Origin of the sequence: Ruegeria sp. HKCCA5763 (assembly GCF_013034545.1) — a bacterium.
Taxonomy (GTDB): domain Bacteria; phylum Pseudomonadota; class Alphaproteobacteria; order Rhodobacterales; family Rhodobacteraceae; genus Ruegeria.
Genome location: NZ_WQGF01000001.1, coordinates 313,801 through 339,418, shown reverse-complemented (window position 1 = coordinate 339,418; position 25,618 = coordinate 313,801). Strand labels below are relative to the sequence as shown.

Annotated in this window: 29 protein-coding genes; 2 read left to right on the top strand and 27 right to left on the bottom strand. The window is 58.2% G+C overall.

Annotated elements, in window-relative coordinates:
- Window positions 1-2 precede the first annotated feature (2 nt).
- From GOV89_RS01680 to GOV89_RS01570, 24 genes are all read right to left on the bottom strand, one after another.
- On the bottom strand, window positions 3-605 hold the full coding sequence (locus GOV89_RS01680; protein WP_170615376.1) for an NADH-quinone oxidoreductase subunit J: 603 nt from the start codon (window positions 603-605) through the stop codon (window positions 3-5).
- A complete protein-coding gene (locus GOV89_RS01675; protein WP_171175155.1) occupies window positions 602-1,012 on the bottom strand; it encodes a carboxymuconolactone decarboxylase family protein in 411 nt (136 codons plus the stop codon). The genes GOV89_RS01680 and GOV89_RS01675 overlap by 4 nt, the downstream gene beginning before the upstream one ends.
- Window positions 1,009-1,503 (bottom strand): NADH-quinone oxidoreductase subunit NuoI, encoded by a 495-nt coding sequence (gene nuoI / locus GOV89_RS01670; RefSeq protein WP_170343788.1) that lies wholly within the window; start codon window positions 1,501-1,503, stop codon window positions 1,009-1,011. Before nuoI ends, GOV89_RS01675 begins: the two co-directional genes overlap by 4 nt.
- 1 nt (window position 1,504) lies before the next feature.
- The gene (gene nuoH / locus GOV89_RS01665) at window positions 1,505-2,542 is read right to left on the bottom strand and encodes an NADH-quinone oxidoreductase subunit NuoH (protein WP_171175157.1); all 1,038 of its coding nucleotides are present in this window, start codon (window positions 2,540-2,542) and stop codon (window positions 1,505-1,507) included.
- Window positions 2,543-2,746: 204 nt separating this feature from the next.
- A complete protein-coding gene (gene nuoG / locus GOV89_RS01660; RefSeq protein ID WP_171237291.1) occupies window positions 2,747-4,768 on the bottom strand; it encodes an NADH-quinone oxidoreductase subunit NuoG in 2,022 nt (673 codons plus the stop codon).
- A 3-nt stretch (window positions 4,769-4,771) separates the two neighbouring features.
- A complete protein-coding gene (locus GOV89_RS01655; protein ID WP_254440652.1) occupies window positions 4,772-5,176 on the bottom strand; it encodes a DUF5333 domain-containing protein in 405 nt (134 codons plus the stop codon).
- Between the two features lie 101 nt (window positions 5,177-5,277).
- Window positions 5,278-5,628, bottom strand: a complete 351-nt coding sequence (locus GOV89_RS01650) for a hypothetical protein (RefSeq protein WP_171175163.1) — start codon at window positions 5,626-5,628, stop codon at window positions 5,278-5,280.
- A gap of 37 nt (window positions 5,629-5,665) precedes the next feature.
- Window positions 5,666-6,082, bottom strand: a complete 417-nt coding sequence (locus GOV89_RS01645; protein ID WP_171092171.1) for an MAPEG family protein — start codon at window positions 6,080-6,082, stop codon at window positions 5,666-5,668.
- A gap of 5 nt (window positions 6,083-6,087) precedes the next feature.
- A complete protein-coding gene (gene nuoF, locus GOV89_RS01640; protein ID WP_171237290.1) occupies window positions 6,088-7,386 on the bottom strand; it encodes an NADH-quinone oxidoreductase subunit NuoF in 1,299 nt (432 codons plus the stop codon).
- A gap of 12 nt (window positions 7,387-7,398) precedes the next feature.
- Entirely contained in the window at window positions 7,399-7,620 is a 222-nt protein-coding gene (locus GOV89_RS01635) for a DUF5337 domain-containing protein (RefSeq protein WP_171092174.1), read from the bottom strand.
- A 30-nt stretch (window positions 7,621-7,650) separates the two neighbouring features.
- Window positions 7,651-8,766, bottom strand: a complete 1,116-nt coding sequence (gene nuoE / locus GOV89_RS01630) for an NADH-quinone oxidoreductase subunit NuoE (protein WP_171237289.1) — start codon at window positions 8,764-8,766, stop codon at window positions 7,651-7,653.
- A gap of 39 nt (window positions 8,767-8,805) precedes the next feature.
- The gene (locus tag GOV89_RS01625) at window positions 8,806-9,435 is read right to left on the bottom strand and encodes a hypothetical protein (protein ID WP_171175167.1); all 630 of its coding nucleotides are present in this window, start codon (window positions 9,433-9,435) and stop codon (window positions 8,806-8,808) included.
- A complete protein-coding gene (locus tag GOV89_RS01620; RefSeq protein ID WP_171237288.1) occupies window positions 9,435-10,658 on the bottom strand; it encodes an NADH-quinone oxidoreductase subunit D in 1,224 nt (407 codons plus the stop codon). The genes GOV89_RS01625 and GOV89_RS01620 overlap by 1 nt, the downstream gene beginning before the upstream one ends.
- Complete coding sequence (locus GOV89_RS22965; protein WP_256368491.1) at window positions 10,658-10,783, bottom strand: hypothetical protein; 126 nt, start codon at window positions 10,781-10,783, stop codon at window positions 10,658-10,660. Before GOV89_RS22965 ends, GOV89_RS01620 begins: the two co-directional genes overlap by 1 nt.
- A gap of 60 nt (window positions 10,784-10,843) precedes the next feature.
- A complete protein-coding gene (locus GOV89_RS01615; protein WP_171175171.1) occupies window positions 10,844-11,446 on the bottom strand; it encodes an NADH-quinone oxidoreductase subunit C in 603 nt (200 codons plus the stop codon).
- A gap of 11 nt (window positions 11,447-11,457) precedes the next feature.
- Complete coding sequence (locus tag GOV89_RS01610) at window positions 11,458-11,991, bottom strand: NADH-quinone oxidoreductase subunit B family protein (protein ID WP_171175173.1); 534 nt, start codon at window positions 11,989-11,991, stop codon at window positions 11,458-11,460.
- The gene (locus tag GOV89_RS01605; protein WP_050602775.1) at window positions 11,982-12,347 is read right to left on the bottom strand and encodes an NADH-quinone oxidoreductase subunit A; all 366 of its coding nucleotides are present in this window, start codon (window positions 12,345-12,347) and stop codon (window positions 11,982-11,984) included. The genes GOV89_RS01610 and GOV89_RS01605 overlap by 10 nt, the downstream gene beginning before the upstream one ends.
- 192 nt (window positions 12,348-12,539) lie before the next feature.
- The gene (locus GOV89_RS01600) at window positions 12,540-13,322 is read right to left on the bottom strand and encodes a crotonase/enoyl-CoA hydratase family protein (protein WP_171237287.1); all 783 of its coding nucleotides are present in this window, start codon (window positions 13,320-13,322) and stop codon (window positions 12,540-12,542) included.
- A gap of 1 nt (window position 13,323) precedes the next feature.
- Window positions 13,324-14,175, bottom strand: coding sequence for a hydroxymethylglutaryl-CoA lyase (locus GOV89_RS01595; protein ID WP_171237286.1), 852 nt, complete (start codon window positions 14,173-14,175; stop codon window positions 13,324-13,326).
- A gap of 78 nt (window positions 14,176-14,253) precedes the next feature.
- On the bottom strand, window positions 14,254-16,185 hold the full coding sequence (locus GOV89_RS01590) for an acetyl/propionyl/methylcrotonyl-CoA carboxylase subunit alpha (protein WP_171237285.1): 1,932 nt from the start codon (window positions 16,183-16,185) through the stop codon (window positions 14,254-14,256).
- A gap of 3 nt (window positions 16,186-16,188) precedes the next feature.
- On the bottom strand, window positions 16,189-16,614 hold the full coding sequence (locus GOV89_RS01585; RefSeq protein ID WP_171237284.1) for an ASCH domain-containing protein: 426 nt from the start codon (window positions 16,612-16,614) through the stop codon (window positions 16,189-16,191).
- Between the two features lies 1 nt (window position 16,615).
- Window positions 16,616-18,223, bottom strand: coding sequence for a carboxyl transferase domain-containing protein (locus GOV89_RS01580; protein ID WP_171237283.1), 1,608 nt, complete (start codon window positions 18,221-18,223; stop codon window positions 16,616-16,618).
- A gap of 2 nt (window positions 18,224-18,225) precedes the next feature.
- Window positions 18,226-18,594 carry a hypothetical protein gene (locus GOV89_RS01575; protein ID WP_171237282.1) on the bottom strand — a complete coding sequence of 123 codons (369 nt, stop codon included), beginning with the start codon at window positions 18,592-18,594 and terminating at the stop codon, window positions 18,226-18,228.
- Window positions 18,587-20,116: an AMP-binding protein gene (locus GOV89_RS01570; protein WP_171237281.1), complete on the bottom strand. Its 1,530-nt coding sequence runs from the start codon at window positions 20,114-20,116 to the stop codon at window positions 18,587-18,589. The genes GOV89_RS01575 and GOV89_RS01570 overlap by 8 nt, the downstream gene beginning before the upstream one ends.
- Before the next feature lie 136 nt (window positions 20,117-20,252).
- Between GOV89_RS01570 and GOV89_RS01565 the strand changes: the two genes are divergently transcribed.
- Entirely contained in the window at window positions 20,253-20,855 is a 603-nt protein-coding gene (locus GOV89_RS01565) for an OmpW family protein (protein WP_171237280.1), read from the top strand.
- A gap of 50 nt (window positions 20,856-20,905) precedes the next feature.
- Here GOV89_RS01565 and GOV89_RS01560 read toward each other — a convergent pair whose 3' ends face one another.
- From GOV89_RS01560 to GOV89_RS01550, 3 genes are all read right to left on the bottom strand, one after another.
- Window positions 20,906-22,069, bottom strand: a complete 1,164-nt coding sequence (locus tag GOV89_RS01560) for an isovaleryl-CoA dehydrogenase (RefSeq protein WP_171237279.1) — start codon at window positions 22,067-22,069, stop codon at window positions 20,906-20,908.
- A 158-nt stretch (window positions 22,070-22,227) separates the two neighbouring features.
- Window positions 22,228-23,418 carry a DegT/DnrJ/EryC1/StrS aminotransferase family protein gene (locus GOV89_RS01555; protein WP_171175193.1) on the bottom strand — a complete coding sequence of 397 codons (1,191 nt, stop codon included), beginning with the start codon at window positions 23,416-23,418 and terminating at the stop codon, window positions 22,228-22,230.
- Window positions 23,419-23,457: 39 nt separating this feature from the next.
- Window positions 23,458-24,129, bottom strand: a complete 672-nt coding sequence (locus tag GOV89_RS01550) for an HAD-IA family hydrolase (protein ID WP_171237278.1) — start codon at window positions 24,127-24,129, stop codon at window positions 23,458-23,460.
- A 134-nt stretch (window positions 24,130-24,263) separates the two neighbouring features.
- Between GOV89_RS01550 and glmU the strand changes: the two genes are divergently transcribed.
- Window positions 24,264-25,616, top strand: a complete 1,353-nt coding sequence (gene glmU, locus GOV89_RS01545; RefSeq protein ID WP_171237277.1) for a bifunctional UDP-N-acetylglucosamine diphosphorylase/glucosamine-1-phosphate N-acetyltransferase GlmU — start codon at window positions 24,264-24,266, stop codon at window positions 25,614-25,616.
- Window positions 25,617-25,618 lie beyond the last annotated feature (2 nt).

The following is a 25,618-nucleotide window of genomic DNA, read 5'->3' as shown; positions in this document are numbered from 1 at the left end:
TCTCAAAGTCCCTGCCCCGGTTTCACGTCCTTCAACTCCATCGCCTTGGCCGGGTCGCGCATCATCTGGCCGACGATGTCCTGACGCTTGATGTCCTGACGGTGGCGCAGGGTCAGCACGATAGCACCGATCATCGCCACCAGCAGGATCAGGCCCGCCAGTTGGAACAGAAGGAAGTATTGATCGTAAAGGATGACGCCGAGCGCCTCGGTGTTATGGCGGTCTGCTGGAACCGGCTGGGCCAGATTGGCCGCAGCACCCTGCGCGCTGTCCCATGCGCCAAAGGCCATGACGAACTGCATCAGGATGACCAGACCGATCAGCAAGGCCAGCGGCATATAGCGCGCCATCTCGGCCTTGAGCTCGGCAAAGTCAACGTCCAGCATCATCACCACGAACAGGAAAAGAACCGCAACCGCGCCAACATAGACGATGATCAGCAGCATAGCCACGAACTCGGCCCCCAGCAGCACGAACAGCCCCGCCGCCGACAGGAAGGACAGGATCAGCCACAGCACCGAGTGCACTGGCTGGCGGCTGATCACCGTGAACAGTCCGCCGGTGATGGCGCTGATGGCAAACAGATAGAAGGCAAAGACGGTCATTGATCCTCATCCTCGTTGTCGCCCATGGCCTCTTGCGCCAGATCCAGCGCACGGGTCATGGCCGGGATGCCGGCAAAGACCGACATCTGACCGATCGTTTCCACGATCTCTTGTTTCTTGGCACCCGCTTCCAGCGCGTGGCGCACAGTTTGGCGCACGGCACTATCCGCTTGCGCGCCCTGACAGGTCAGCCCGGCCAGCGTCAGCAGCAGGCGGGTTTTGGCATCCAGCCCGTCCTTGTTGACGGTGTTACCGAACATCATCTCCATGACCTCTTTGGGCATGGTCGGCCACAGCGCCTCAAACCCCTTGGGCGAGAAATTCTCCATCGCCGGGTTCATCGCCTTGGCCATGTCCTGAGCCTGCTTCATCATCAGCTCGAACGGATTTTTCGGGCTGTCACTCATCGGTACGGTGCGTCCAGTTCCAAGTTGCGGGCGATCTCGGCTTCCCAGCGTTCGCCGTTATCCAGCAGTTTTTCCTTGTCGTAGAACAGCTCTTCACGGGTCTCGGTGGCGAATTCGAAATTCGGGCCTTCGACGATGGCATCGACCGGGCAGGCCTCTTGGCAGAAACCGCAATAAATGCATTTGGTCATGTCGATGTCATAGCGCGTGGTGCGGCGGCTGCCGTCCTCGCGCGGTTCGGCGTCGATGGTGATGGCCTGCGCCGGACAAACCGCTTCGCACAGTTTGCAAGCGATACAGCGTTCTTCACCGTTGGGATAACGGCGCAGGGCGTGTTCGCCACGGAAGCGCGGGCTGAGAGGGCCCTTTTCATGCGGGTAGTTCACGGTGGCTTTCGGGGCGAAGAAATACTTCAGCCCCAATTTCATACCGACCCAGAAGTCCTGTAGCAGGAAATACTTGGCAGCGCGCGTGTAGTCGATTTGCGTCATGTCAGCCTCCTACGCTCCAACGGGCAAACGCGCCCCAGAACCAGTCGAATTTTGCAGCAAAAGCAACGAAAACCACCCAAGCCAGCGAGAACGGCAGGAACACTTTCCAGCCCAAGCGCATCAGCTGGTCATAGCGGTATCGAGGCGTGATCGCCTTCACCATCGCGAAGATGAAGAAGAAGAACGCCATCTTGGCGACCATCCACAGCACACCATCCGGCAGTCCCGGGATCGGCGACAGCCAGCCGCCAAAGAACAGCAGCGTGGTCAGGGCGCACATCAGGAAGATTGCGATGTATTCTCCGGCCATGAACAGCAGGAATGGCGTGGCCGAGTATTCGACCTGATAACCGGCTACCAGTTCCGATTCCGCCTCGGGCAGGTCAAACGGCGGGCGGTTGGTTTCTGCCAATGCCGAGATGAAGAACAGGAACACCATCGGGAAGTGCGGCAGCCAATACCAGCTGAAGAATCCAAACGAGCCGTCCTGCGCGCGGACGATGTCGCCAAAGTTCATCGACCCGGTCGAGATGATCACACCGATGATGATCAGGCCGATAGAGACTTCGTAAGAAATCATCTGCGCGGCAGAGCGCAGCGAGCCAAGGAACGGGTACTTTGAGTTCGACGCCCAACCACCCATAATCACGCCATAAACTTCCAAAGAAGACACAGCGAAAACATAGAGAATGGCAACGTTGATATCCGACAGCACCCAGCCATCGTTGAATGGAATTACAGCCCAGGCGATCATCGCCAGAACAAAGCTGGTCAGCGGCGCAAGGATAAAGACGGTCCGGTCTGCCCCAGCAGGGATGACAACCTCTTTCACCACGTATTTCAGCGCGTCGGCCACCGATTGCAGCAGGCCGTAAGCGCCTACAACGTTCGGACCTCGGCGCATCTGGACAGCGGCCCAGATCTTGCGGTCGCCGTAAACAAGGAACAAAAGCGAGATCATCACGAACGCTACAACGGCAAGCACTTGCGCTAGAATGATGATGGCTATTCCGCCTGGGGTGTTAAAGAATTCAGCCATTGGTCCTCACACCGTGGGTATTCCGTTTTCCGCCCGCGATGCAAAGGCCAGATGCCTGCGCAAAGAGCGACTGGGTCGGCGCGTTGGTGTAAACAGCATCTGCTGCTTCTGCGCTACCCTTAATCTTAAGTTTCACACACAAATCCAGCGCGGCGAACTGCCACCCGGCAGCCGCTTTTGCAAGCGATATGAAACGGTTCTGGTTCATTCCGCCGCGATCTTTTCGGCCTGACGCGCCTGGGCCTGTGCCGAAAGCTCGGCCATAAGTTGAGACGCACGGGCAATCGGGTTGGTCAGGTAGAAATCCTTGACCGCGTTGCGGAACGTGGCCTGACCCAGCGGCGCTGTGTCGAGCGGCTGGACTTCGTTTTCGATGACCTCATCGATCTGCGCCAGATGTGGCACGGCCTCGATCAGCAGGGTCCGCAATTGCGCCAGCGTGTCGAAGGGTAGTGTTGCACCCAGCTCGGCCGAAAGCGCACGCAGAATCGCCCAGTTTTCTTTGGCGCCGCCCGGTGCAAAACCAGCGCGCATGGCCAGTTGCGGGCGACCTTCGGTGTTCACGAACAGACCGTTTTCCTCGGTATAAGCCGCGCCCGGCAGGATCACATCGGCGCGGTGCGCACCCCGGTCCCCATGGCTGCCTTGATATATGACAAACGCACCTTCACCGATCTCGACCTCATCCGCGCCGAGGTTATAGATTACGTCCGCTGCGCTGATTGGATCCATGCCACCTTCGTTGGTTGCATCTACATCCATCGCGCCCACGCGTGAGGCCGCCGTATGCAGTACGATCAACCCGCTTTCTGTATTGGTTGCAATGATTTGCGCCGCCGCCAGAACGGCCTCGCCATCTGCCTCTTGCAACGCGCCTTGCCCTACGATGACCAGCGAAGGCTTACCTTTGATGGCCTCATTGCCCCCCATGTCGACGACCTTCTGCAAGGCCGCACGATCATCGCCCATGTGATGATAGTCATAGGTCAGATCGACTGCCGGACCGACCAGAGCCACCTCGGCCCCGTGCGTCCAGGCTTTGCGGATTCGCGCGTTCAGAACAGGGGCTTCATCACGCGGGTTGGTACCGATCAACAGAATACGTTCCGCCGTATCGATATCTTCGATTGCAGCAGTGCCGGCATAGGCACCCCGATTGCCCGCAGGCAACTTGGCCCCATCGGTGCGGCATTCGACAACACCGCCCTGCCCTTCGATCATCTGCTTCAGGGCAAAGGTTGCTTCGACCGAGGTCAGATCACCTACGATCCCCGCAAGCTTTTCAGCCCCTTTCAGTGCCTCAGCAGCTTTGGTCAGCGCCTCGGGCCATGTAGCCGGGCGCAACTTGCCGTTCTCTCGGATATACGGCCGATCCAATCGCTGGCGGCGCAAGCCATCCCAGACGAAGCGGGTCTTGTCGCTGATCCACTCTTCATTCACGCCATCATGGTTGCGTGGCAAAAAGCGCATCACTTCGCGCCCTTTAGTATCTACGCGGATGTTCGATCCAAGGGCATCCATAACGTCGATGCTTTCTGTCTTGGTCAACTCCCATGGGCGGGCAGTAAAGGCGTAGGGTTTCGACGTCAGCGCCCCGACCGGGCACAGATCGATGATATTGCCCTGCAGGTTCGAATCCAGAGTCTGATTCAAGTACGAGGTGATCTCGGCATCCTCACCCCGCCCGGTCTGACCCATCTGAGCGATCCCAGCGACCTCGGTCGTGAAACGCACGCAGCGGGTGCAGCTGATGCAACGGGTCATCGCCGTGCCAACCAGCGGACCAAGATCCAGATCATCGACCGCGCGCTTCGCCTCTTTGAAGCGTGAACCCGAGACGCCATAAGCCATCGCCTGATCCTGCAGGTCGCACTCACCGCCCTGATCGCAAATCGGGCAATCCAGCGGGTGGTTGATCAGCAGGAACTCCATCACCCCTTCGCGGGCCTTTTTGACCATAGGCGAGTTGGTCTTGACCACAGGCGGCTGCCCTTCTGGCCCGGGACGCAGGTCCCGAACCTGCATCGCGCACGAGGCCGCAGGCTTCGGTGGGCCGCCAACAACCTCGACCAGACACATCCGGCAGTTCCCGGCGATCGACAAACGTTCGTGATAACAGAAGCGCGGCACTTCTACCCCGGCTTGCTCACAAGCCTGGATCAGGGTCATCGCGCCATCGACTTCGATTTCCTGCCCGTCGATATTGATCTTGCGGAGGTCAGACATGGTCTAGTTCGCCCTCAAATAAACGCCAATGGCGCTGTTTCTTTGGATTTCCTTCTGCCCCAGGGTGCAGAATGTGGTGGGGTTTTCATACGTCACGCCATTTGAGGCCAGATACGCCTCGCCCTTGGCGCGCATCCGGTCTTTTTCCGCATCCGATTCCACGTAAGACCGGATTTCCGTATCCGAATACCCCAATTCGTTTGCCTTGGACCGCAGCCCCCACATCACGCTGATCGCCTTCAGTCGCCGCCCGCTGATCGAAGGGCAGTATTCCGAAATCTCGTTTGCGATGGCGATGTAGTAGAGTTCGTTGTCGATCTCTTTGACTTCCCTCAAGGGCGGCTTTGCATCTGCTGCGGCAGGGAAAGCCATCAAAGCGGCCAGAGCGATTGTTTTTGCAAATGACATGGGTTTTCCTTTCGTCTTGGACTGTCCAAGACGAAGGTATGTGCGTCTGCTAGGTAATAACGCCATGCGCGACACGTCACGATATGCAAAAACACCGGTCATCATGGCCGTTGGCAAGTTCCTGCAAATGTGAGTTGGTCGTCGGCAATGGTAAGCTGCTGCGGTTCTGTGTCTGGCCCCACTTTCCAATTGATCCGCGACGATCCGAAATTCTGGACGCAGAACTTTGTGCCCTCGTGCCGTCCAGCTTCGCGCGCACCGTCCAATGACGCCGATACACCTTTGACGACAACAGTAAACTCAGCAGGTGAATTCTTTTTGTCGACCGCTTTGGCTTTGGTCCGAAACGCCTTGCCATCGAACAGAATACGGTCCTCTGACGGTCTGATCAGACCGCAGGCAGACACACTTGCCAAAGCCAGCACAACAACAAGAGTTTTAGGGGCCTTCATACATTCCCTCATTGTTTTTTGTTCCGCCATGTCGCCATCAAAACGCCGCCACCAATGCCATAAGCCCGATCACAAACATGCAGGCCCAGCCCAGCACATACAGCACGGAGCGCAGACCGCTGTTCGGCTTGCCGATCCCTCTGAGATGCACCACCAGCATAAGTAGCCGTGCAACCAATGCGACCGACGCCAGAAGGTTGACCCAGAATGGGCTGACCCCCAGCAAAATTGCCGCCACAACAACGGTTAGAAACGCCGGGAGCGTTTCGGTCCCGTTCAGATAGGCCCGGTTCAGACGATAGGCTTGATCGCCATAATCCTGCTCGGGCGTGGCACCAGGTGCCAAGCCCTTGCCCTGCTTGGCCAACGCGGAAAACGGGGCCAGAAACAAAACGACCAATGTGAAGAACACAACGGATGCTATGGCGTGTGAATATTCAGCAAAGGCTTCCATTCGGTTTACTCCGCTGCCATCGCACCCATGCGGCCCGATTTCTGGGCCTTGATGCGGTCCTCGATCTCTTCCCGGAAGTTGCGGATCAGGCCCTGGATCGGCCAGGCGGCCGCGTCACCCAAAGCACAGATGGTATGGCCTTCGACCTGTTTGGTCACATCAAACAGCATGTCGATCTCTTCCAACTCGGCCTCGCCGCGCACCAGACGATCCATAACGCGCATCATCCAGCCGGTGCCTTCCCGGCATGGCGTGCACTGACCGCAGCTTTCGTGCTTGTAGAATTTCGACAGCCGCCAGATCGCCTTGATGATGTCCGTCGACTTGTCCATCACGATCACCGCAGCCGTACCAAGGCCCGAGCCCAGATCATTGCGCAGGTAGTCAAAATCCATGATCGCGTCGCGCATGTTTTCACCGCGCACGCACGGAACAGACGAGCCACCCGGGATAACCGCCAACACGTTGTCCCACCCACCGCGAATGCCACCGCAATGAGTTTCGATCAGGTCCTCGAAGGAAATCGACATCGCCTCTTCCACGACGCAAGGGTTGTTCACATGGCCCGAGATCGCAAACAGCTTTGTGCCCGCGTTGTTCTGACGGCCAAAGCCTGCGAACCAGTCCGCACCTCGGCGCAGGATGGTCGGCACGACGGCAATCGATTCCACGTTGTTCACCGTGGTCGGGCAGCCATAGAGGCCAGCCCCTGCCGGGAACGGAGGTTTCATCCGCGGCATGCCCTTTTTGCCCTCAAGGCTTTCGATCAGCGCGGTTTCCTCACCGCAGATATAGGCGCCCGCACCGTGATGCAGGAACAGATCGAAATCCCAGCCTGAACCCGCCGCGTTTTTACCCAGCAGACCGGCGTCATAAGCCTCATCAATCGCGGCCTGTAGCGCCTCGCGCTCGCGGATGTATTCGCCGCGCAGGTAGATGTAGCAAGTATGCGCGTTCATAGCGAAAGACGCGATCAGACAGCCTTCGATCAGCGTATGCGGGTCATGGCGCATGATTTCGCGGTCTTTGCAGGTGCCGGGCTCGGATTCATCCGCGTTCACCACCAGATAAGCCGGACGACCGTCGCTTTCCTTGGGCATGAACGACCATTTCAGGCCCGTCGGAAAGCCCGCACCGCCGCGACCGCGCAAACCCGAGTCTTTCATCGTCTGAATGATCCAATCACGGCCCTTTTCGATCAGGCCAGCAGTGCCGTCCCAATGCCCGCGGGCCTGCGCGCCTTTCAGCGTGCGCTCATGCATCCCGTAGATGTTGGTAAAGATCCGGTCCTGATCCTTCAGCATCGCGTGTTACCTTCAGCTGTCCTGACGCATGCGCCAGAGTTGAAAAATGTTGATGCCCGCATAGATGAAACCCGCCAAAGCAGCGAGATCAAACAGCAGAGCGTGCCGGGTGGTCAAACCCAGCGCGGGGCCGATGAACAGGTTCATGGCAAGCCAGATCAGCATGGTCACGGCGATGACCACTCCGATGTGTCGACCCTTGCGGGCTATGGCCTGTTCCTTATCTTTGTCCATCTTTCCCTGATGCCCCGGGTGGGCATCCGCTTAGTCTTCGTAGGTGCCGTCTTCCTTGGCACGTTTGGCGAATTCGGTTTCTTCACCCGCCGCAAGCTTGGCCGCCTGTTCGATCCAGCCGTCGCGTTCGATCCGGCCCTTGAACTTCAGGCGTGCATCAACCCAGGCCACATGTTCGGGTGTCCAGGATGCGATCTGGTCGTAGTGATAGAAACCCAGCTCATTCAGCGTTTCTTCCAGCTTGGGACCAACGCCTTTCAGCATCTTCAAATTATCTGGCTTCCCGTCCCGTGCTGCCGTCAGCGTCTCGGGTTGAGCTTCTTTGACGTCTTCTGCGGCCTTTGCTTTCGCTTCAGCCGCTTGCTTTGCTGCAGGCTTAGGTGTTTCCGGCGCCTTTGGAGGTATGGCAGCCGCCGACGCGCCGGCCTGCTTGCCATCCTTGCCCAACCACGGTGTCAGGATCGGCACTTCGGTTCCGTCGATGCGCTTGATCGTGTCGCCCAGATCCGTCGCCAGCTCAACGCTTGCGTTGTGTTCCGGCTTTCCAGCTTCATATTCCGACAAGCTGCTCAGCCCCTTCAACGGCTCAGCCGCATAGCGCCCATTCTGCGGTCCAGGCGTCGGCACCTTGCCAGCGACCAGATCGTCGATGATCCTGCCAAAACTCTCAGCCGTCAGGTCTTCGTAGTAATCCTTGCCGATCTGGGCCATCGGAGCGTTGGTGCAGGAGCCGAGGCATTCGACTTCTTCCCAACTCAACTTGCCATCGGCAGACAGCTCATGCGGCTTGGCTGCGATCTTTTCCTTGCACACCGCAATCAGATCCTCGGCCCCGCATATCATGCAGGAGGTCGTGCCGCAGACCTGAATATGTGCAACAGACCCAACCGGTTGCAGTTGGAACATGAAATAGAACGAAGCGACCTCGAGCACGCGGATATAGGCCATGCCCAGCATGTCGGCAACAGATTCAATCGCCGGACGGCTTAGCCAGCCCTCCTGCTCTTGCGCGCGCCAAAGCAGCGGGATGACCGCGCTGGCCTGACGGCCTTCGGGGTATTTGGTGATCTGAGCTTCGGCCCATTGCTGGTTGGCAGCGGTAAAAGCGAAGCTTTCGGGTTGATCTGAATGGAGGCGACGGAGCATCTCGGCTATCTCATGTTCTCTCTGTAACTTCGCTATGCACTAATTCGGTACCGAAGAGCTTGAATTGGGTGACCAAAAACCCTCAGCATTTTTGCTAGCTAGATTCATTCTCTCAAAGTCGCTTATCGCCAGCAAAAAGTCCGCTTTGGACAACCCCGCCTCCACGCCGACTTCGTCGAACAATCGGGCACTGTCATATCTGCCCGGAAAGTCAACTATTTTCGCAAACGCTGCGCGCAAAGCCTGGTTTCCCTTGACTTGATCTGCAGTCAACTGCGCGGCTGGATTGTACGGTAGCAATTTGAGTCCATAGATATCCTTTAGGAATTGGACCAGAATACCATCTCGGACCAGTTCCAAGACCAGCAAGCGCACAGTCTGTTCTTTCAAGTCATCTTTCTCAATATCGAATTCTACATCAAATGCTGATGCTTTAAGCTTTTCGGTGAGTTGACCTATCGAAAGTAAATTATCCGATTGAGTCATAATCTCTTGGAGTTTTGCCTTGCGCCAACTGCTTACCGTCTGCTGACGCCGTTCCGCATCTAATTTCTGGGATTGTTCAACCCTTTGCAGGTAGAACTTATAGAACCCAAAAAGTGCCGCTACGATACCGAGAACAGTTGAGATTAACCTGATTTCTTCGGCATTATTTGTAAGCCAATCCATTAGCGATCAATCTCCCCAAACACTACATCCATGGTGCCGATGATGGCGGCGACGTCAGCTAATTGGTGACCTCCGGCAACGTGGTCCATGGCTTGCAGGTGCAGGAAGCCCGGCGCGCGCAGCTTGGCCCTGTAAGGCTTATTGGTGCCGTCGGCGACCAGATAGACGCCGAATTCGCCCTTGGGGGCCTCGACCGCGGCATAGACCTCGCCTGCGGGGACATGGAAGCCTTCGGTATACAGTTTGAAGTGATGGATCAGGCTCTCCATCGAGGTCTTCATGTCTGACCGTTTCGGCGGGGTGATCTTGCCACGGGCCAGAACGTCACCCGGGCATTCACGAATCTTGGCGATAGCCTGACGGATGATCAACAGCGACTGGCGCATCTCTTCCATGCGGCAGAGATAACGGTCATAGCAGTCGCCATTTTTACCGACGGGGATCTGGAATTCGAATTCGTTATAGCATTCGTAGGGCTGCGCACGGCGCAAGTCCCAAGCCAGACCGGACCCACGGACCATCACGCCCGAGAAGCCGTATTTCTGGATGTCATCCTCGGTCACAACGCCAATATCAGCGTTGCGCTGTTTGAAGATGCGGTTTTCGGTCAGCAATCCGTCAATGTCGTCCAGAACGGCGGGGAACTCGTGGCTCCACGCCTCGATATCGTCCAGCAGTTCCGGCGGCAGGTCCTGATGGACACCGCCAGGGCGGAAATAGGCGGCGTGCAGGCGGGCTCCACAGGCGCGCTCATAGAACACCATCAGCTTTTCGCGCTCTTCAAAGCCCCAGAGCGGCGGGGTCAGAGCACCTACATCCATTGCCTGCGTGGTCACATTCAGCAGGTGATTCAGGATGCGCCCGATTTCGGAATACAAAACCCGGATCAGCGAACCCCGACGCGGTACTTCGACACCGGTCAGCTTTTCGATGGCCAAACACCAGGCATGTTCCTGGTTCATCGGCGCCACATAATCCAGACGGTCGAAATACGGCAGGTTCTGCAGATATGTCCGACTTTCCATCAGCTTTTCGGTGCCACGGTGCAGCAGGCCGATATGCGGATCGCATCGCTCGACGATCTCGCCGTCGAGCTCGAGAACCAGACGCAGAACCCCGTGCGCCGCAGGGTGTTGCGGGCCGAAGTTGATGTTGAAGTTGCGGATCTTCTGTTCTCCGCTCAGCGCGTCCGTGCTGCCGTCATCGTATCTTGAGCCGTCCATCAACGCCCTCGTTTCTTCTTTTTCGCCTCGGCCCGCACCCGGACCTTTTCGGCATCAGCCGCTTTTTCTGCCGCGGCTGCCAATAGGGCACCCATTACGCCCAATGCGATCAATTCACCCATCATGTCAGCGTCGCTCCAATCATTGCAGCCTTGTTGCCTTCCTTCGGGTTGAGACGTTTTTTGTTACGTCTCTTGCTTCTCATCCCCCGGCAGGATGTAGTTCGCACCTTCCCATGGGGACATAAAATCGAATTGTCGGTATTCCTGCACCAGACTGACGGGTTCGTAGACCACGCGTTTTTGCGCCTCGTCATAGCGAACCTCGGTATATCCGGTGGTCGGAAAGTCCTTGCGCAGCGGATAGCCGCGGAAACCATAGTCTGTAAGGATACGCCGCAGATCCGGGTGACCCGAGAACAGGATGCCAAACATGTCGAACACCTCGCGCTCGAACCAATTGGCCGAGGGGTGAACATCGACGATCGAGGGCACCATGTCCTCCTCGCGGATCGAAACCCGCAGGCGGATGCGTTGATTCTGGTACATCGACAGGAAGTGATAGACCACATCGAACCGCTTGGCGCGTTCGGGATAATCGACACCGGTGATGTCCACCAGGGTTGAAAACTGGCAAGACCGGTCGCTTTTCAGAAATTCGATAAATTCAACCAGGTTTGACGGCGCCACATCGACATTCAGCTCTCCATGGGTGACATCCCAGGACAAGACGCAATCGGCCCGCTTCAGCTCCAGCTGTGCGCCGAGTTCTTTGAGTGCTTCGCTCATCAACTCTCTCCTCAGCGGACGATGGTGCCGGTACGGCGGATTTTGCGTTGCAGTTGCATCAGACCATACAGCAACGCCTCAGCGGTCGGAGGGCAGCCCGGCACGTAAATGTCTACAGGCACAACCCGGTCACAGCCACGTACGACCGAGTAAGAGTAGTGATAATAGCCACCGCCATTGGCGCAGGATCCCATCGAGATCACATAACGCGGCTCGGGCATCTGGTCGTAAACTTTACGAAGCGCCGGGGCCATCTTGTTGGTCAGCGTGCCTGCCACGATCATCACGTCTGACTGGCGTGGGGACGCACGCGGCGCGATACCAAACCGTTCCGCATCATAACGGGGCATCGAGGTATGCATCATTTCAACCGCGCAGCAGGCCAGACCAAAGGTCATCCAATGCAGCGACCCGGTGCGCGCCCAGTTGATGATGTCCTCGGTCGAGGTCAGCAAGAAGCCCTTATCCTGCAGCTCAGCGTTCAGGGCCTGGGTGGCGACTTCTTTGTCGACGCCAGCAATGTTTGCACCCGTCATCACTCCCATTCCAAGGCCCCCTTCTTCCACTCATAGGCAAAGCCGATGGTCAGAACACCAAGGAACACCATCATCGACCAAAATCCGACATCGCTGATGTCCTTGAAGCCGACGGCCCAAGGGAACAGGAAGGCGATTTCAAGATCGAAGATGATGAAAAGAATCGACACCAGATAGAACCGGACATCGAATTTCATCCGCGCATCGTCGAAGGCATTGAAACCACATTCATATGCGCTGACCTTTTCGGGGTCTGGATTGCGGACGGCCAGAACCACAGCAGCCAGAATCAGGACGATCCCAAGGCCAACGGCAACGGCCAGAAACACCAGAATCGGGAGGTACTCCCGCAGCAGGTCTTCCACGAATAGCTCCTTTCCTGCGCATATCCCAAAAGGGTGCGCCGTCAATTGGCGTGTTGACTGGACATTCTCTATCCCTGCGGGGTCAGGGGGTCAACCGAACACAGTGCCCCACGACATCAAACATGCGCTTGACAGCGCGGCATAGAATCGCAGTGGGGTTTCTTGCCAAGGCCAAGCGGTTCTTTGTTAAACCTACTTATTCCATGCAGGTTTTCGTTTTTCGAAGAACGCCGCAATTCCTTCACGCGCCTCTTCCGTTTCCCAGCGTTCAACCAGTTCCCCAATGGTCTGGTCTATCACAGCGTCATCAATGCGCGGGCCCAGAGTTCTGATCAGCTCTTTGGCCGAGGCAACCGCGCCGGGCGCGCATGACAGATAGGGGCGAATTTCGTCCTCTATCGCATCCGCAAGCTGTTCCGCGGACACCGTCTTTGCCAGCAAGCCCAGCTCAACAGCTTCTGCAGCATCGAACAATCGGGCCGACATAAACACTCTGCGCGCACGCGCTTCGCCCATACGGGCGATGACGTAAGGCCCGATGGTGGCAGGGATCAGGCCCAGCCGGGTTTCAGTCAGACCCATCTTGAGGCTGTCCACCCCTATTGCGATGTCGCAGACAGCAGCCATCCCAACACCGCCGCCAAAGGCGTTACCCTGTAGCGCGCCGATCAAAGGCTTGTGCAGTGTGTTCAAAGCTTGCAGCATCTCAGCCAGCTTGCGGGCCTCGGTGAAACGGGTCGCTTTATCCGCCGCCATCTGATCCTGCATCCAACCCAGATCGCCACCTGCGCAAAAGCTCTTTCCGGCTGCGGCCAGAACAACGACCCGAACGGTATCGTCCTGCCCCAATTGCTCTGCGGCCTGGGTCAGCTCGGTGATCATCTGACCAGACAAAGCGTTGTGCTTTTCTGCCCGGCTCAGGGTCAGAGTGGCTATCCCTCGTGAATCGGTCGAGATCGCGAGTGTTTCAAACATTTCAGCCCCTTAGTGCCTTTGCCATCCGCGCGGCTTCTTCAATCACATCGAGGTCCAGCCCCGTTTCATATCCTAGTCGTTGCAAATGCTCGGCGACGGCTTCAGTGGCCACATTGCCTTCGGCCCCCGGCGCATAGGGGCAACCGCCCAACCCGCCTACGGCTGCGTCGAACACACGCACGCCCAGCGCCAGCGCCGCATCGATATTGTCAATTGCGCGTCCATTGGTGTCGTGGAAATGCCCCGCCAGCCGCGTCACGGGAACCCTTTCGCGCACCGCCAAAAGCATATGTGCGACCTTGTCTGGCGTTCCCTGCCCGATCGTATCACCTAACGAGACCTCGTAGCAGCCCAGCGCAAACAACCGGTCTGCAACCTCGGCCACTTTCTCGGGCGGGGTTGGGCCGTCATACGGGCAATCGGTCACACATGAGACATAACCGCGTACCGGCAGGTCGATATGGCGCGCTGCTTCCAGAATCGGAACGAACCGCTCAATCGATTCCGCGATTGACGCGTTGACATTGGCCTTGGAAAACCCCTCGGACGCCGAGGCAAACACGGCAATCTCGTCTGCCTTGGCCGCCAGCGCATCCTCATACCCACGCATATTGGGCGTTAGCGCCGCGTAGCGGACACCATCCGCGCGGTTGATCCCGGCCAGAACTTGTGCTGACCCGGCCATCTGCGGCACCCATTTTGGTGACACAAAACTTGCGACTTCAATCCGACGGAACCCGGCACGGCTGAGGCAGTCGATCAGTGCCACTTTGTCGGCAACAGGTATCTCACGCTTTTCGTTCTGCAGCCCATCGCGCGGCCCAACTTCATAAATCTCGACCTGATCACCCATGTCTGTGCCCCTTCTGGCTGCTTTTTGTTTTCAAAACGGATGATCTGACCGTGCCACGTGTGGCGACGCGGGTACAGATCACTCTTCCTCCAACCGCACCAAGGCTGCCCCGGCTTCGACTTGAGCACCATCTTCGACCAGCACCTCGGCCACAACGCCATCGCGCGCCGCCAGCAGGGAATGCTCCATCTTCATCGCCTCAAGAATGGCCAAGCGATCACCCTCTTGCACGGCCTGACCCGCTGTCGCAAAGACCGCTTTGACCAGACCTGGCATCGGCGCCTCGATCACATTGGTATCGCCCGTAGCACTGGCATCCCGATCAAGCGGGTCGATCAGATCAAAGCTGCGGCCATAATCCTTAAACACGGTCAGGGTCGACCCACTTACAGAAACGTCTGGCATCGGCGCACCGTTCAGTGTCCAGCGATCCGAGGTCCGCTCGGCCAAGACGCGATCCTCTCCCATTTGCCAAATCTGTCGATCCGGCCCGTCGACTTGCACATCCAGATCCAAGGTTTCGCCCTCAGCGGAGAGTTGCACGGCGCGATGCAACGGAGCCCAAAGAGAGAACCCGGTTTCAGGCGCGACATTCACCACGTCCAAGGCTGTCATCGCTGCTGCAACGACTGCCACGACCGAAGGTTCTGCTTCCTGAACCAATGTCTCAAGGTCCCGCCCGATCAGACCCGTATCCACATCGCCCGAGGCAAACCCCGCATGACGGGTCAACGCCCCCAGGAAAGCCAGGTTTGTTACGGTGCCCGCCACTTTGGTTGTTTGTAAAACCCGGTGCAACGTCTCAAGTGCGACAGAGCGGGTCGGCCCGTGCACAACCACTTTGGCAATCATCGGGTCATACCATGGGCTGATCGTATCCCCTGCCCGCACGCCACTGTCGGCGCGGCAATTGGCAGGGAAATCCAGATGCGTCAGCGTACCCGTCGCAGGCAGGAACCCTTTCGGAACATCTTCCGCATAAAGCCGTGCCTCGAAGGCATGCCCTTGAATATACAGGTCTTCCTGCTGCTTCGGCAAGCTTTCACCCGCCGCGACACGCAATTGCCATTCGACAAGATCGACACCGGTGATCGCTTCGGTCACAGGGTGTTCCACCTGCAAGCGTGTGTTCATCTCCATGAACCAGAACCTGTCTGGGCGCAGCCCGTCCGAGGCGTCCACAATGAACTCAACCGTGCCCGCGCCTTTGTAGCCAATCGCCTCGGCGGCACGCACGCCAGCCTGCCCCATAGCCGCGCGCATCTCAGGCGTCATGCCGGGGGCCGGAGCCTCTTCGATCACCTTCTGATGTCGCCGCTGCAAAGAGCAATCGCGTTCGAACAAATGCACCGCATGGGTGCCATCGCCAAAAACCTGCACCTCAATATGGCGCGGCTTGGCGACGAACTTCTCGACCAGCACCGCATCATTGCCGAACGCGGTCTTGGCCTCACCGCGGGCGCTGTCCAGCGCTGCGGCAAAATCCTCGGGCCGTTCGACAAGCCGCATGCCCTTGCCGCCACCGCCTGCCACGGCCTTGATAAGAACCGGATAGCCTATGGTATCCGCTGCGCCCGCCAGATGCTCGGCATCCTGATTGTCACCGTGATAGCCTGGGACCACCGGAACTCCGGCCTGCTCCATAAGAACCTTGGCGGCATCTTTCAGGCCCATCTTGCGGATCGCCTCAGCCGACGGGCCAATGAAAACCAACCCCGCAGCCTCAACCGCATCCACGAAATCAGGGTTTTCGGACAGAAACCCATAGCCGGGATGGATCGCCTGCGCACCAGTATCCAACGCGGCCTGAATGATCACATCGCCCTTCAGATAACTCTCGGCAGGGGCCGCACCACCGATATGAACAGCTTGATCCGCCATCTGCACATGCTTAGCCGAGGCGTCCGCGTCCGAATACACCGCAACGCAGGACACGCCTATCTTCTGAGCGGTTTCCATAACGCGGCAGGCTATCTCACCCCGGTTGGCAATCAGGATTTTGTTGAACATAGTTTACTCCTCAGCCGCTAGATCTTCGATGAGGCGGAACCGTTCGCAGAGCAATTCCATCTTGGGATCAAACCCGCCATTGCGCTCAAAATACTGGCGGTGGTGCTCACGCCACCCTTCAAGGGTCTCATTTTCGCCTTCGGCCAACGCAAAATCTTCGGTCACGTCGCAATACCGACAGATCGCCACGTCGACCGTTTCGATCACCAATGCCGGGCGATCATCCCATTCCAGTGCGATATCACGCCGCCCCACGACAGGCTTCGCCGGGCTGTCTTCGGGATAGTCACGCGAAGCTCCGCAAGTCGCCGTTTTCCGACCCGTTCGCACCAGAGACAACAGCTCAGCGCTCAATTCAGCATTGTCTCCAAACTTGAAGGTTTGCGCGCCTGGATAGCGCGCCGCGACATCATTCACACAAACGCTCATCTCACATCCTGAACACGCCGAAACGTGTCTCCTCAATCGGTGCATTCAGCGCCGCGCTCAGCGACAGGGCCAGAACGTCGCGCGACTTGCGCGGATCGATGATGCCGTCATCCCATAGCCTCGCCGAGGCATAGAGCGGGTGGGACTGCTCTTCGAACATCTCCAGCGTTGGGCGTTTAAACTCGGCCTCTTCCTCAGCCGACCAAGTGCCGCCCTGCCGTTCGATCCCGTCACGTTTGACGGTGGCCAGAACGCCCGCCGCCTGCTCACCGCCCATCACCGAAATGCGCGAGTTTGGCCATGTCCACAAGAACCTTGGCTGATAGGCCCGACCAGCCATGCCATAGTTCCCGGCCCCGAACGAGCCGCCCACCAGCATCGTGACCTTCGGCACCGAGGTCGTCGCCACCGCAGTCACCATCTTGGCCCCGTGCCGGGCGATACCTTCGTTTTCGTATTTCCGCCCCACCATGAAGCCTGTGATGTTCTGCAGGAACACAAGCGGCGTCTTGCGCTGCGAACACAACTCGACAAAGTGCGCGCCCTTCTGGGCGGCCTCAGAAAACAAAACGCCGTTGTTGGCAATGATCCCGACCGGACACCCTTTGACATGGGCAAATCCAGTTACCAGCGTGTCGCCAAAGCGCGGTTTGAACTCATCGAACCGAGAGCCATCGACCAAACGTGCAATCACCTCGCGGATATCATAGGGCGTGCGCAGATCAGCAGGGACGACGCCAAGAATTTCCTCAGGGTCGTACGCAGGTTCCTCCGACGTTTCAAACTGTAGGCCACGCTTAAGTTCGGCACCGCCCAACGACCCAACCGCGCGCCGGGCCAACGCAAGCGCGTGGGCGTCATCCTCGGCCAGATAATCCGCCACGCCGGACAAGCGGGTGTGGACGTCTCCCCCACCCAATTCCTCGGCACTGACGACCTCGCCCGTCGCGGCCTTAACCAGAGGTGGTCCGGCCAAAAAAATGGTGCCCTGCTCTTTCACGATGATCGTCACATCAGACATCGCGGGCACATAAGCCCCGCCCGCCGTACACGACCCCATTACCACCGCGATCTGAGCAATGCCTTTGGCGCTCATCCGCGCCTGATTATAAAAGATGCGGCCAAAATGGTCGCGGTCGGGAAAAACCTCATCCTGATTGGGCAGGTTCGCACCGCCGCTATCGACCAGATAGATGCAGGGCAGATGGTTTTCCTCGGCAATCTCCTGAGCGCGCAGATGTTTCTTGACTGACAGCGGGTAATATGTGCCGCCCTTTACGGTAGCGTCGTTGCAGACCACCATAACCTCCCGGCCCTGCACACGACCGATCCCGGCAATCACCCCGGCACAAGGTGCGGCATCGCCATACATCCCATGCGCCGCCGTCGCGCCGATTTCCAGAAACGGAGAGCCCGCGTCCAACAGGTTCGCGACCCTGCGCCGCGGCAGCATTTTGCCCCGTGATTCATGCCGCGCGCGGGATTTCTCGCCCCCGCCCATCCGGGCCGCTTCGGCAGCAGCTGAGATTTGGGCCAGCGCGTCGAGATGAGCGGCGCGGTTTGCTTTGAAACCCTCGGAGGCGGGCATGGCTTTTGATGTGAGTTTCATTTTTAGATATCCACCTTCAATGCCCGATTACTTATGGGCAAGACCACCACTGCGAAGTAAATTATGTAGAAGGTTACGCTCTTTGCAGAAGACGAGAGGGGCCAATTGAACAGCCCTTCAGGGTTGTTCAAATTGATACTAATCTCATCCAGTGCCAAGAAAGGCAAAGGCAGCGTCATCAGAAAAAACAATAGTAAGAAATGAAAAACCCCATTCTTGGACTTAACGCGCAGCCAAGCTTCGCAGTTGCCACACCTTACAGCTGGCTCGTACTCCTCACTGCCAACCCTAGTGTTCAAAACACTTAAGGGCTGCGGCACCCCATATTTGGGGTACTTTAACCCTGACAGACGCCGCAAAATCTTATTCATTGTCGGTCTCCCCCGCCGCCCGAGCCTTCAACTCTTTCCGGATCACCTTCCCCGTCACCGTCATCGGCAATTCCTCCAGAAACGCCACTTCGCGCGGATAAGAGTAATGCGCCAAACGGTCTTTGACCCAATCCTGCAACTCACGCTCTGCAGCCTGAGCCCCCGGTTTCAGCACCACATACGCCTTGACGATCTCGGTCCGCAGCGGGTCGGGCTTGCCGACCACACCTACTGTCGCCACCGCGGGATGGGTCAGCAGGCAATCCTCGATCTCGGCAGGGCCGATGCGGTATCCGGCTGAGGTAATCACGTCGTCGTCGCGACCAACAAAGCGCAGGAACTCACCCTCCCAAACGCCTCGATCTCCGGTGATCAACCAATCGCCCCGGAATTTCTCAGCCGTCGCCTCGGGCCGTTTCCAATATTCCAGCAGCATCGAGGCGGACCCGCGCCGGATCGCCACGTCGCCTTCCTCGGTCGTCGGATTGCCGTCTTCGTCGATCACCGCCACGTCATGCCCCGGCACGGGTTTGCCGATACAACCGGGCTGCACTGGGAAATCCTCGGCGCAAGAGGACACCACCATATTGCATTCGGTCTGGCCGTAGAACTCGTTGATCGTCAGACCAAACGCTTTTTGCCCCCAGGCCAGCATCTCGACCCCCAAGGGCTCGCCCCCGGACGCGACCGAGCGCAGGCCGGGAATACTCTGATCTGCCGCTTTCAGCATTCGCAAGGCCGTGGGTGGGAAGAACACGTTGCGCACTCCGCCGCGCGCGACAATATCGGCGCAGGCTTCGGGCGTGAATTTCTCAAGCCGCGCCGCGACCACGGGAATACCAAGCGCCAGGCCCGGCATTAGCACATCGAACAAACCGCCGATCCATGCCCAATCCGCCGGTGTCCACAGGCAATCGCCCTCACGCAAATGGTTATGACTGATCGAGACACCCGGCAAATGCCCGGTCAGCACACGATGCCCATGCAGCGCGCCCTTTGGGCTTCCTGTGGTACCTGAGGTATAGATCAGCACCGCTGGGTCCTCGGGACCGGTGTCGGCGAATGGAACGGGTGCGCCAGCCTCACCAATTTCTGATGCAATCAGAGCTTCGGCCAAATCGCCCAGCAGTGCAGCCCCTTCGGCATCGGTCAGCACAATTTTGGCGCCTGCATCTCCGACCCGCGACCTCAGGGCATCCTGCTTGAACAATTTAAACAGCGGGACAGAGATCGCTCCGATCTTCCAGATGGCCAGATGGGCTGCGGCGCACCAGGCGGACTGGCCCAGCAGCACGCCGACGCGGTCTCCGGGCTGCACACGGCGCAGCAGGGCGCGGGACAGATCATCCGACATATTAGCCAGCTGTCCGCAGGTGACTTGGCGTGCATCCGCACCGGTCAAATCAATCAACGCCACCTGATCTTCGGTATGGCGCAAGCATTGCTGTGCCATGTTCAATCGCTCAAGCACGTCCCAGCCACCCCCTGGGCGCAAACCCGGTATGCGCTCAGCGTTTAGCACCGTGAAACTCCCTTGTTTCTCTTACACTTAACCAGATTTCATGCGGTCCCGCAGTCACCGGAATTTGATGCAGATCAGGGCGACCCGGACGCCAGTCTGCGACTCCAGTCCCATCAACAGAACCAAAGGCAAGAATATGACCAAGAAACTCGCCGCATTGACCCTGTCCACCGCGCTGGTTGCGATGGCCGCCCCTGCGTTTGCTCAATCGCAAGGTGACTGGACCGTCGGCGTCGGTGTGGGTTATTTGGACCCGAAATCCGACAACGGCACGATTGCTGGCGCACCTGCGACGATTGACGCAGATACACGCCCGATCTTCACCGCTGAATATTTCATCCGTGACAACCTGGGCATCGAACTGCTGGCTGCAACTCCGTTCAAACACACCATCGCCCTTGGCGGTGTTGATGCGGCCACAGTCAAGCACCTGCCGCCCACACTGTCGTTGAACTACCACTTCCCGACCAACAGCGCTTGGAAACCCTATGTGGGTGCCGGTCTGAACTATACCATCTTCTTCGATGAACAGACCGCTTTGGGCAATCTCAAGGTCGATGACTCCTTCGGTGTATCGCTGCAGGCCGGTTTGGACTACATGGTCAGCGATAACGGCGCAGTCCGTTTGAACGTACGCTGGTTCGACATCGACTCGGACGTATCGCTGAACGGTACCAATATCGGCACCGCAGAAATCAATCCGTTCCTGGTCGGCATTTCCTACGTCCATAAATTCTAATCCCATCTCAAAAGCGCCCCGCAGTGACCTCGTCTGCGGGGCGTCTTTTCTCAGAGCATTTCGCTCATCATTTCACGGCCGATCAGCATCCGGCGAATCTCGCTAGTGCCAGCGCCGATCTCCATCAGCTTGGCATCCCGGAAAATCCGGCTGACCGGCGAATCCGACAAGAACCCGGCCCCGCCCAGCGCCTGAACCGCCTGATGCGCCTGCACCATCGCCTGTTCAGAGGCATACAGACAGCACGCCGCCGCGTCCTGACGCGTCACGTCGCCCCGATCACAGGCCTTGGCGACCTCATAAACATAAGCCCGAGCCGAGTTCATCGCCGTGTACATGTCGGCGATCTTGCCCTGCATCAGCTGGAAGCTTCCGATGGGTTTGCCGAACTGTTTGCGCTCGGCCAGATAGGGCATCACTTCGTCCAGACAGGCGGCCATGATGCCGGTGCCGATCCCGGCTAGAACCACACGTTCATAGTCCAGCCCCGACATGAGCACGGCCACGCCACGCCCCTCTTCGCCCAACACGTTCTCGAATGGAACCTCGACGTCTTCAAAGATTAGTTCAGCCGTGTTCGACCCGCGCATCCCCAGCTTGTCGAAATGAGGTGAGGTCGAGAACCCTTTCATTTCTTTCTCGATCAGAAAGGCCGTGATCCCCTTTGACCCGGCATCCGGATCTGTCTTCGCATAGACCACCAGTGTATCCGCGTCCGGTCCGTTGGTGATCCAGTATTTATTGCCATTCAAACGGTAATGATCGTTCCGCTTCTCCGCCCGCAACTTCATCGACACAACGTCCGATCCAGCTGACGGTTCCGACATGGCCAGCGCGCCGACATGCTCACCCGAGATCAGGCGCGGCAGGTATTTCTGCTTCTGCTCCTCACTGCCGTTCAGCTTGATCTGGTTCACGCAGAGGTTCGAATGCGCCCCGTATGACAGGGAAACCGATGCCGAGGCACGCGCGACTTCTTCGACCGCGATCGTATGCGCCAGATAGGACATACCTGCACCGCCATATTCTTCGGGCACGGTGACGCCCAAAAGGCCAAGTTCGCCCATCTCTTTCCACAACTCATTCGGAAAAGCGTTGTTCAGGTCAATCTCAGCCGCCATGGGCTTGACCCGTTCCTGCGCCCAGCGATGCACCATTTCGCGCAGGGCATTCACATCCTCACCCAGATCGAACTTCATCGTGGCCATGAACATCTGCGTCCTCCCTCCGCGTTAATGAACAAGTGTTCAATAAATCAGTATCAGCGAATTCGTGCCCGGTCAATCTTTGTGAGCACCCCAAAGCAAAACGCCGCCCAACAAGGGCGGCGTTGCAAAAGATTGAGCGTGCGCCGCAGGCGCACTCCGCATGGTTACGACAGATAGACCGCGCCCACCTCGGTCCGGATTATCCGCGCAATCATCTGGCAATCTTCCAGTGAAAACGTCAGGGGTACACGCATGTCCATGACGCCAGCCAGAACACGATCGCTTTCTGGCATACGCTCACTGTCGAAATAACGCCAACTGTCATAGCGTGATGTGAACCCGGTTGGCTCGGCCCCTCCGAACCATTTCAACTCGACCCCTCGCGCCGCACAACGGCTGATCACGTCGGCAACCCCCTCGGACGACCAGTCCAGCAGCAGAAACTGGATCGAAGATCCGACATAGGTTTCCTCCTCGGGCCGCTCAACTATGGTCAGGCCCGGCGTTCCGCGCAAACCGGTTTCGATCTCGCGATAGCGCTCATTCCAACGCTCCACCTGACGGTCCAGATCGCGCAATTGCGGGCGAAGAATTGCAGCACGCAAATTGTCCATCCGGCCAGAGACATTCGGCGTCGTGTATTTGATCCGCTCGAACACCTCGGGCCCCGGTGCGGCCAGATGGCGCTCATACAGCATGTAGGATCCCGACAGCATTGTGGCTTTGGCCGCCAACTCCTCGTCATCGGTGACAAGCAAACCGCCCTCGCCCGAATTCACGTGCTTGTAAGTCTGGCACGAATAACAGCCGATCACGCCCTGCCGCCCTGACAACTGGCCCCGCCAGGCTGCACCCATAGTATGCGCGCAGTCTTCGATCACGATCACCCCGGCGGCATCGCACATCTGCATCAGTCGGTCCATGTCGCACAGGTGGCCCCGCATATGGCTGAGCATGAGCACGCGCGCCTGATCCAGTTTGCGCTCAAGATCATCCAAATCGATGGTAAGATTCTCGGTCACGCCCACAAAGATGGCCCGCCCCCCAACCGAAGCAATCGACCCCGGCACCGGGGCCAACGTGAAGGCGTTGGTCAGGACAGGATCACCGGGCTGAACTCCAACCGCGCGAAGGGCGGTGGCCAGAGCATATCCGCCAGATGACACAGCCAGACAGTATTTCGCCCCCATCTGCGCCGCAAATTCCTGCTCCAGCAGAGCCGTTTCCCCCAATTCGCCCGCCGCCACGTTATAGCGATGCAGACGCCCGTGGCGCAGAACGGCCAGAGCCGCCTCTATCGCGTCCTCGGGAAGGGGTTCCTGCTGCGTGAAATTGCCAGTAAATGTTTCGGTCATGGTCTTTTTCTGGGGCTCCGAGTGAGTCCGGTCAAGGTTTCAGGCTGCCGCACCTATCAGATCGGGCACGAGGTCCGGCAAATCGTCGAAGTGGTGCAACAGGGCTTCGGGTTCCAATGCCGCCATGTCATCCCCTGACGGTCCGAATGTCACCAAAACAGATGGAACCCCTGCGGCTTTGGCGGTGTTGCGGTCTGTATCCGAGTCTCCGATCAGCACGCACCAATCAGGGTCGCCCCCGGCGCGACGCGCAGCTTCGCGGAGTGGCGCCGGATCAGGTTTGCGCACCGGCAGCGTGTCGGCACCGACCAATGAGGCAAAGCGGTCTCGTACACCCATGCGGTTCAGCAACAATTCGGCCAGATGTTCAGGTTTGTTGGTGCAAATGCCAACACCGTACCCCGCCTTGCTCAGCATCTCGACCGCTTGCAACGCGCCGGGATAAAAACTGGTGTGGGTGTCGATGTCCTGCGCATAGGCTTCAAGCAGAACCGGGTAATAGGCGTGGACCGTATTCTCATCAAAGGCACCCACGCGTTTTAAACCGTGGGTCAACATCATGCGGCCACCGCGCAGCGCTATACCAGCATCCTGTCCATGGACCAGCACATCGCCGTGCCCCATTTCGCGAAAACAATGGTTCGCTGCGGCCAGCAAATCGCCTGACGTGTCCGCCAATGTGCCGTCCAAATCGAATATGACGGTGCGCATATCGCCTCCTTATTCGGCAGGTTTTCGCCGTGTCCTGTTTCAATCGGCAATCTTGTTTGATGGCCGAACGGCTTGCGCCTTTGCCCTCAGCGGATAAAACGGTCGGCAACAAAACACAAAGAGAAAACGATTTCATGAGCATTGCCCTTGTCATCCTTGCCGCCGGAAAAGGCACCAGGATGAATTCGGATATTCCCAAAGTCCTGCACCCCATCGCCCAAGTGCCGATGCTTGTCCACGCGATGCGCGCCGGGTCCGTTCTGTCGCCCGACCGCACCGTGATCGTCACCGGCCACGGGTCGGAAGCTGTGGCTAAGGCGGCACAGGGCGAAGACGAAGAGGCGCAGATCGCAGTTCAGGAAGAACAGCAGGGCACTGCCCACGCAGTCGCGCAGGCCCGACAAGCGCTAGAGGGGTTCAATGGCGATGTTGTCGTCCTTTATGGCGACACCCCGTTTCTGCAACCCGACACGCTGGAACGGATGATCGAGGCACGGTCGACAAACGATCTGGTCATTCTGGGGTTCGAAGCCGCCGACCCAGCACGTTATGGCCGGTTGGTTATGAAGGGCGACAGCCTAGAGCGCATCGTCGAATTCAAGGACGCCACTGATGAAGATCGTGCTGTAACCTTCTGTAATTCCGGACTTCTTGCCTGTAGCGCAAAACTATTGTTTTCGCTGATCGATGCTGTCGGAAACGACAACGCTTCCGATGAATACTACCTAACTGACGTGGTGGAAATTGCCCGCAACCGTGGTTTGGACGTGACCGCCGTCGCCTGTGACGAGTCCCAGACACTGGGGGTGAACTCGCGCACGGATCTTGCCGCCGCGGATGCCGTGTACCAGGCCCGCGCACGTGCTGAGCTTTTAGACATGGGTGTCACCTTGATGGCCCCTGAGACGGTGTATCTGGCCGCTGACACTGTGATCGGGCGCGATACAGTGATCGAACCCAATGTGGTGTTTGGTCCCGGCGTCACGGTTGAAAGCGGCGCGACGATCCGGGCGTTTTCGCATCTGGAAGGGTGCCATGTCAGTCGCGGCGCGATCATTGGGCCCTATGCCCGTTTGCGCCCCGGCGCCGAGTTGGCCGAAAACACGCGGGTTGGAAACTTCGTCGAAATCAAGAACGCTGAAATCGCCGAAGGTGCCAAGGTCAACCACCTCAGCTATATCGGCGATGCGACCGTGGGTGCTGCAACAAATATCGGCGCAGGAACAATCACCTGCAACTATGACGGCGTGATGAAGCACAAGACCACCATTGGTGAGAACGTGTTTATCGGGTCGAACACCATGCTTGTCGCCCCCGTAACCGTAGGCGACGGCGGAATGACAGCAACGGGCACTGTCGTGACCAAGAATGTGGAACCTGACGCGTTGGCTGTGGCTCGCGCCAAGCAGGAAAACAAGCCCGGATATGCGCGTAAATTGTTTGATATGTTAAAGGCGAAGAAGGCTCGCCGCGATAAAGAGGCCTGAGA

Excerpts from the sequence above, each read along its gene's own strand:
- GOV89_RS01680 (WP_170615376.1), bottom strand. The coding sequence starts at position 605 with ATGACCGTCTTTGCCTTCTATCTGTTTGCCATCAGCGCCATCACCGGC.
- GOV89_RS01675 (WP_171175155.1), bottom strand. The coding sequence starts at position 1,012 with ATGAGTGACAGCCCGAAAAATCCGTTCGAGCTGATGATGAAGCAGGCT.
- nuoI (WP_170343788.1), bottom strand. The coding sequence starts at position 1,503 with ATGACGCAAATCGACTACACGCGCGCTGCCAAGTATTTCCTGCTACAG.
- nuoH (WP_171175157.1), bottom strand. The coding sequence starts at position 2,542 with ATGGCTGAATTCTTTAACACCCCAGGCGGAATAGCCATCATCATTCTA.
- nuoG (WP_171237291.1), bottom strand. The coding sequence starts at position 4,768 with ATGTCTGACCTCCGCAAGATCAATATCGACGGGCAGGAAATCGAAGTC.
- GOV89_RS01655 (WP_254440652.1), bottom strand. The coding sequence starts at position 5,176 with ATGTCATTTGCAAAAACAATCGCTCTGGCCGCTTTGATGGCTTTCCCT.
- GOV89_RS01650 (WP_171175163.1), bottom strand. The coding sequence starts at position 5,628 with ATGAAGGCCCCTAAAACTCTTGTTGTTGTGCTGGCTTTGGCAAGTGTG.
- GOV89_RS01645 (WP_171092171.1), bottom strand. The coding sequence starts at position 6,082 with ATGGAAGCCTTTGCTGAATATTCACACGCCATAGCATCCGTTGTGTTC.
- nuoF (WP_171237290.1), bottom strand. The coding sequence starts at position 7,386 with ATGCTGAAGGATCAGGACCGGATCTTTACCAACATCTACGGGATGCAT.
- GOV89_RS01635 (WP_171092174.1), bottom strand. The coding sequence starts at position 7,620 with ATGGACAAAGATAAGGAACAGGCCATAGCCCGCAAGGGTCGACACATC.
- nuoE (WP_171237289.1), bottom strand. The coding sequence starts at position 8,766 with ATGCTCCGTCGCCTCCATTCAGATCAACCCGAAAGCTTCGCTTTTACC.
- GOV89_RS01625 (WP_171175167.1), bottom strand. The coding sequence starts at position 9,435 with ATGGATTGGCTTACAAATAATGCCGAAGAAATCAGGTTAATCTCAACT.
- GOV89_RS01620 (WP_171237288.1), bottom strand. The coding sequence starts at position 10,658 with ATGGACGGCTCAAGATACGATGACGGCAGCACGGACGCGCTGAGCGGA.
- GOV89_RS22965 (WP_256368491.1), bottom strand. The coding sequence starts at position 10,783 with ATGATGGGTGAATTGATCGCATTGGGCGTAATGGGTGCCCTATTGGCA.
- GOV89_RS01615 (WP_171175171.1), bottom strand. The coding sequence starts at position 11,446 with ATGAGCGAAGCACTCAAAGAACTCGGCGCACAGCTGGAGCTGAAGCGG.
- GOV89_RS01610 (WP_171175173.1), bottom strand. The coding sequence starts at position 11,991 with ATGGGAGTGATGACGGGTGCAAACATTGCTGGCGTCGACAAAGAAGTC.
- GOV89_RS01600 (WP_171237287.1), bottom strand. The coding sequence starts at position 13,322 with ATGTTTGAAACACTCGCGATCTCGACCGATTCACGAGGGATAGCCACT.
- GOV89_RS01595 (WP_171237286.1), bottom strand. The coding sequence starts at position 14,175 with ATGGGTGATCAGGTCGAGATTTATGAAGTTGGGCCGCGCGATGGGCTG.
- GOV89_RS01590 (WP_171237285.1), bottom strand. The coding sequence starts at position 16,185 with ATGTTCAACAAAATCCTGATTGCCAACCGGGGTGAGATAGCCTGCCGC.
- GOV89_RS01585 (WP_171237284.1), bottom strand. The coding sequence starts at position 16,614 with ATGAGCGTTTGTGTGAATGATGTCGCGGCGCGCTATCCAGGCGCGCAA.
- GOV89_RS01580 (WP_171237283.1), bottom strand. The coding sequence starts at position 18,223 with ATGAAACTCACATCAAAAGCCATGCCCGCCTCCGAGGGTTTCAAAGCA.
- GOV89_RS01575 (WP_171237282.1), bottom strand. The coding sequence starts at position 18,594 with ATGAATAAGATTTTGCGGCGTCTGTCAGGGTTAAAGTACCCCAAATAT.
- GOV89_RS01565 (WP_171237280.1), top strand. The coding sequence starts at position 20,253 with ATGACCAAGAAACTCGCCGCATTGACCCTGTCCACCGCGCTGGTTGCG.
- GOV89_RS01560 (WP_171237279.1), bottom strand. The coding sequence starts at position 22,069 with ATGTTCATGGCCACGATGAAGTTCGATCTGGGTGAGGATGTGAATGCC.
- GOV89_RS01555 (WP_171175193.1), bottom strand. The coding sequence starts at position 23,418 with ATGACCGAAACATTTACTGGCAATTTCACGCAGCAGGAACCCCTTCCC.
- GOV89_RS01550 (WP_171237278.1), bottom strand. The coding sequence starts at position 24,129 with ATGCGCACCGTCATATTCGATTTGGACGGCACATTGGCGGACACGTCA.
- glmU (WP_171237277.1), top strand. The coding sequence starts at position 24,264 with ATGAGCATTGCCCTTGTCATCCTTGCCGCCGGAAAAGGCACCAGGATG.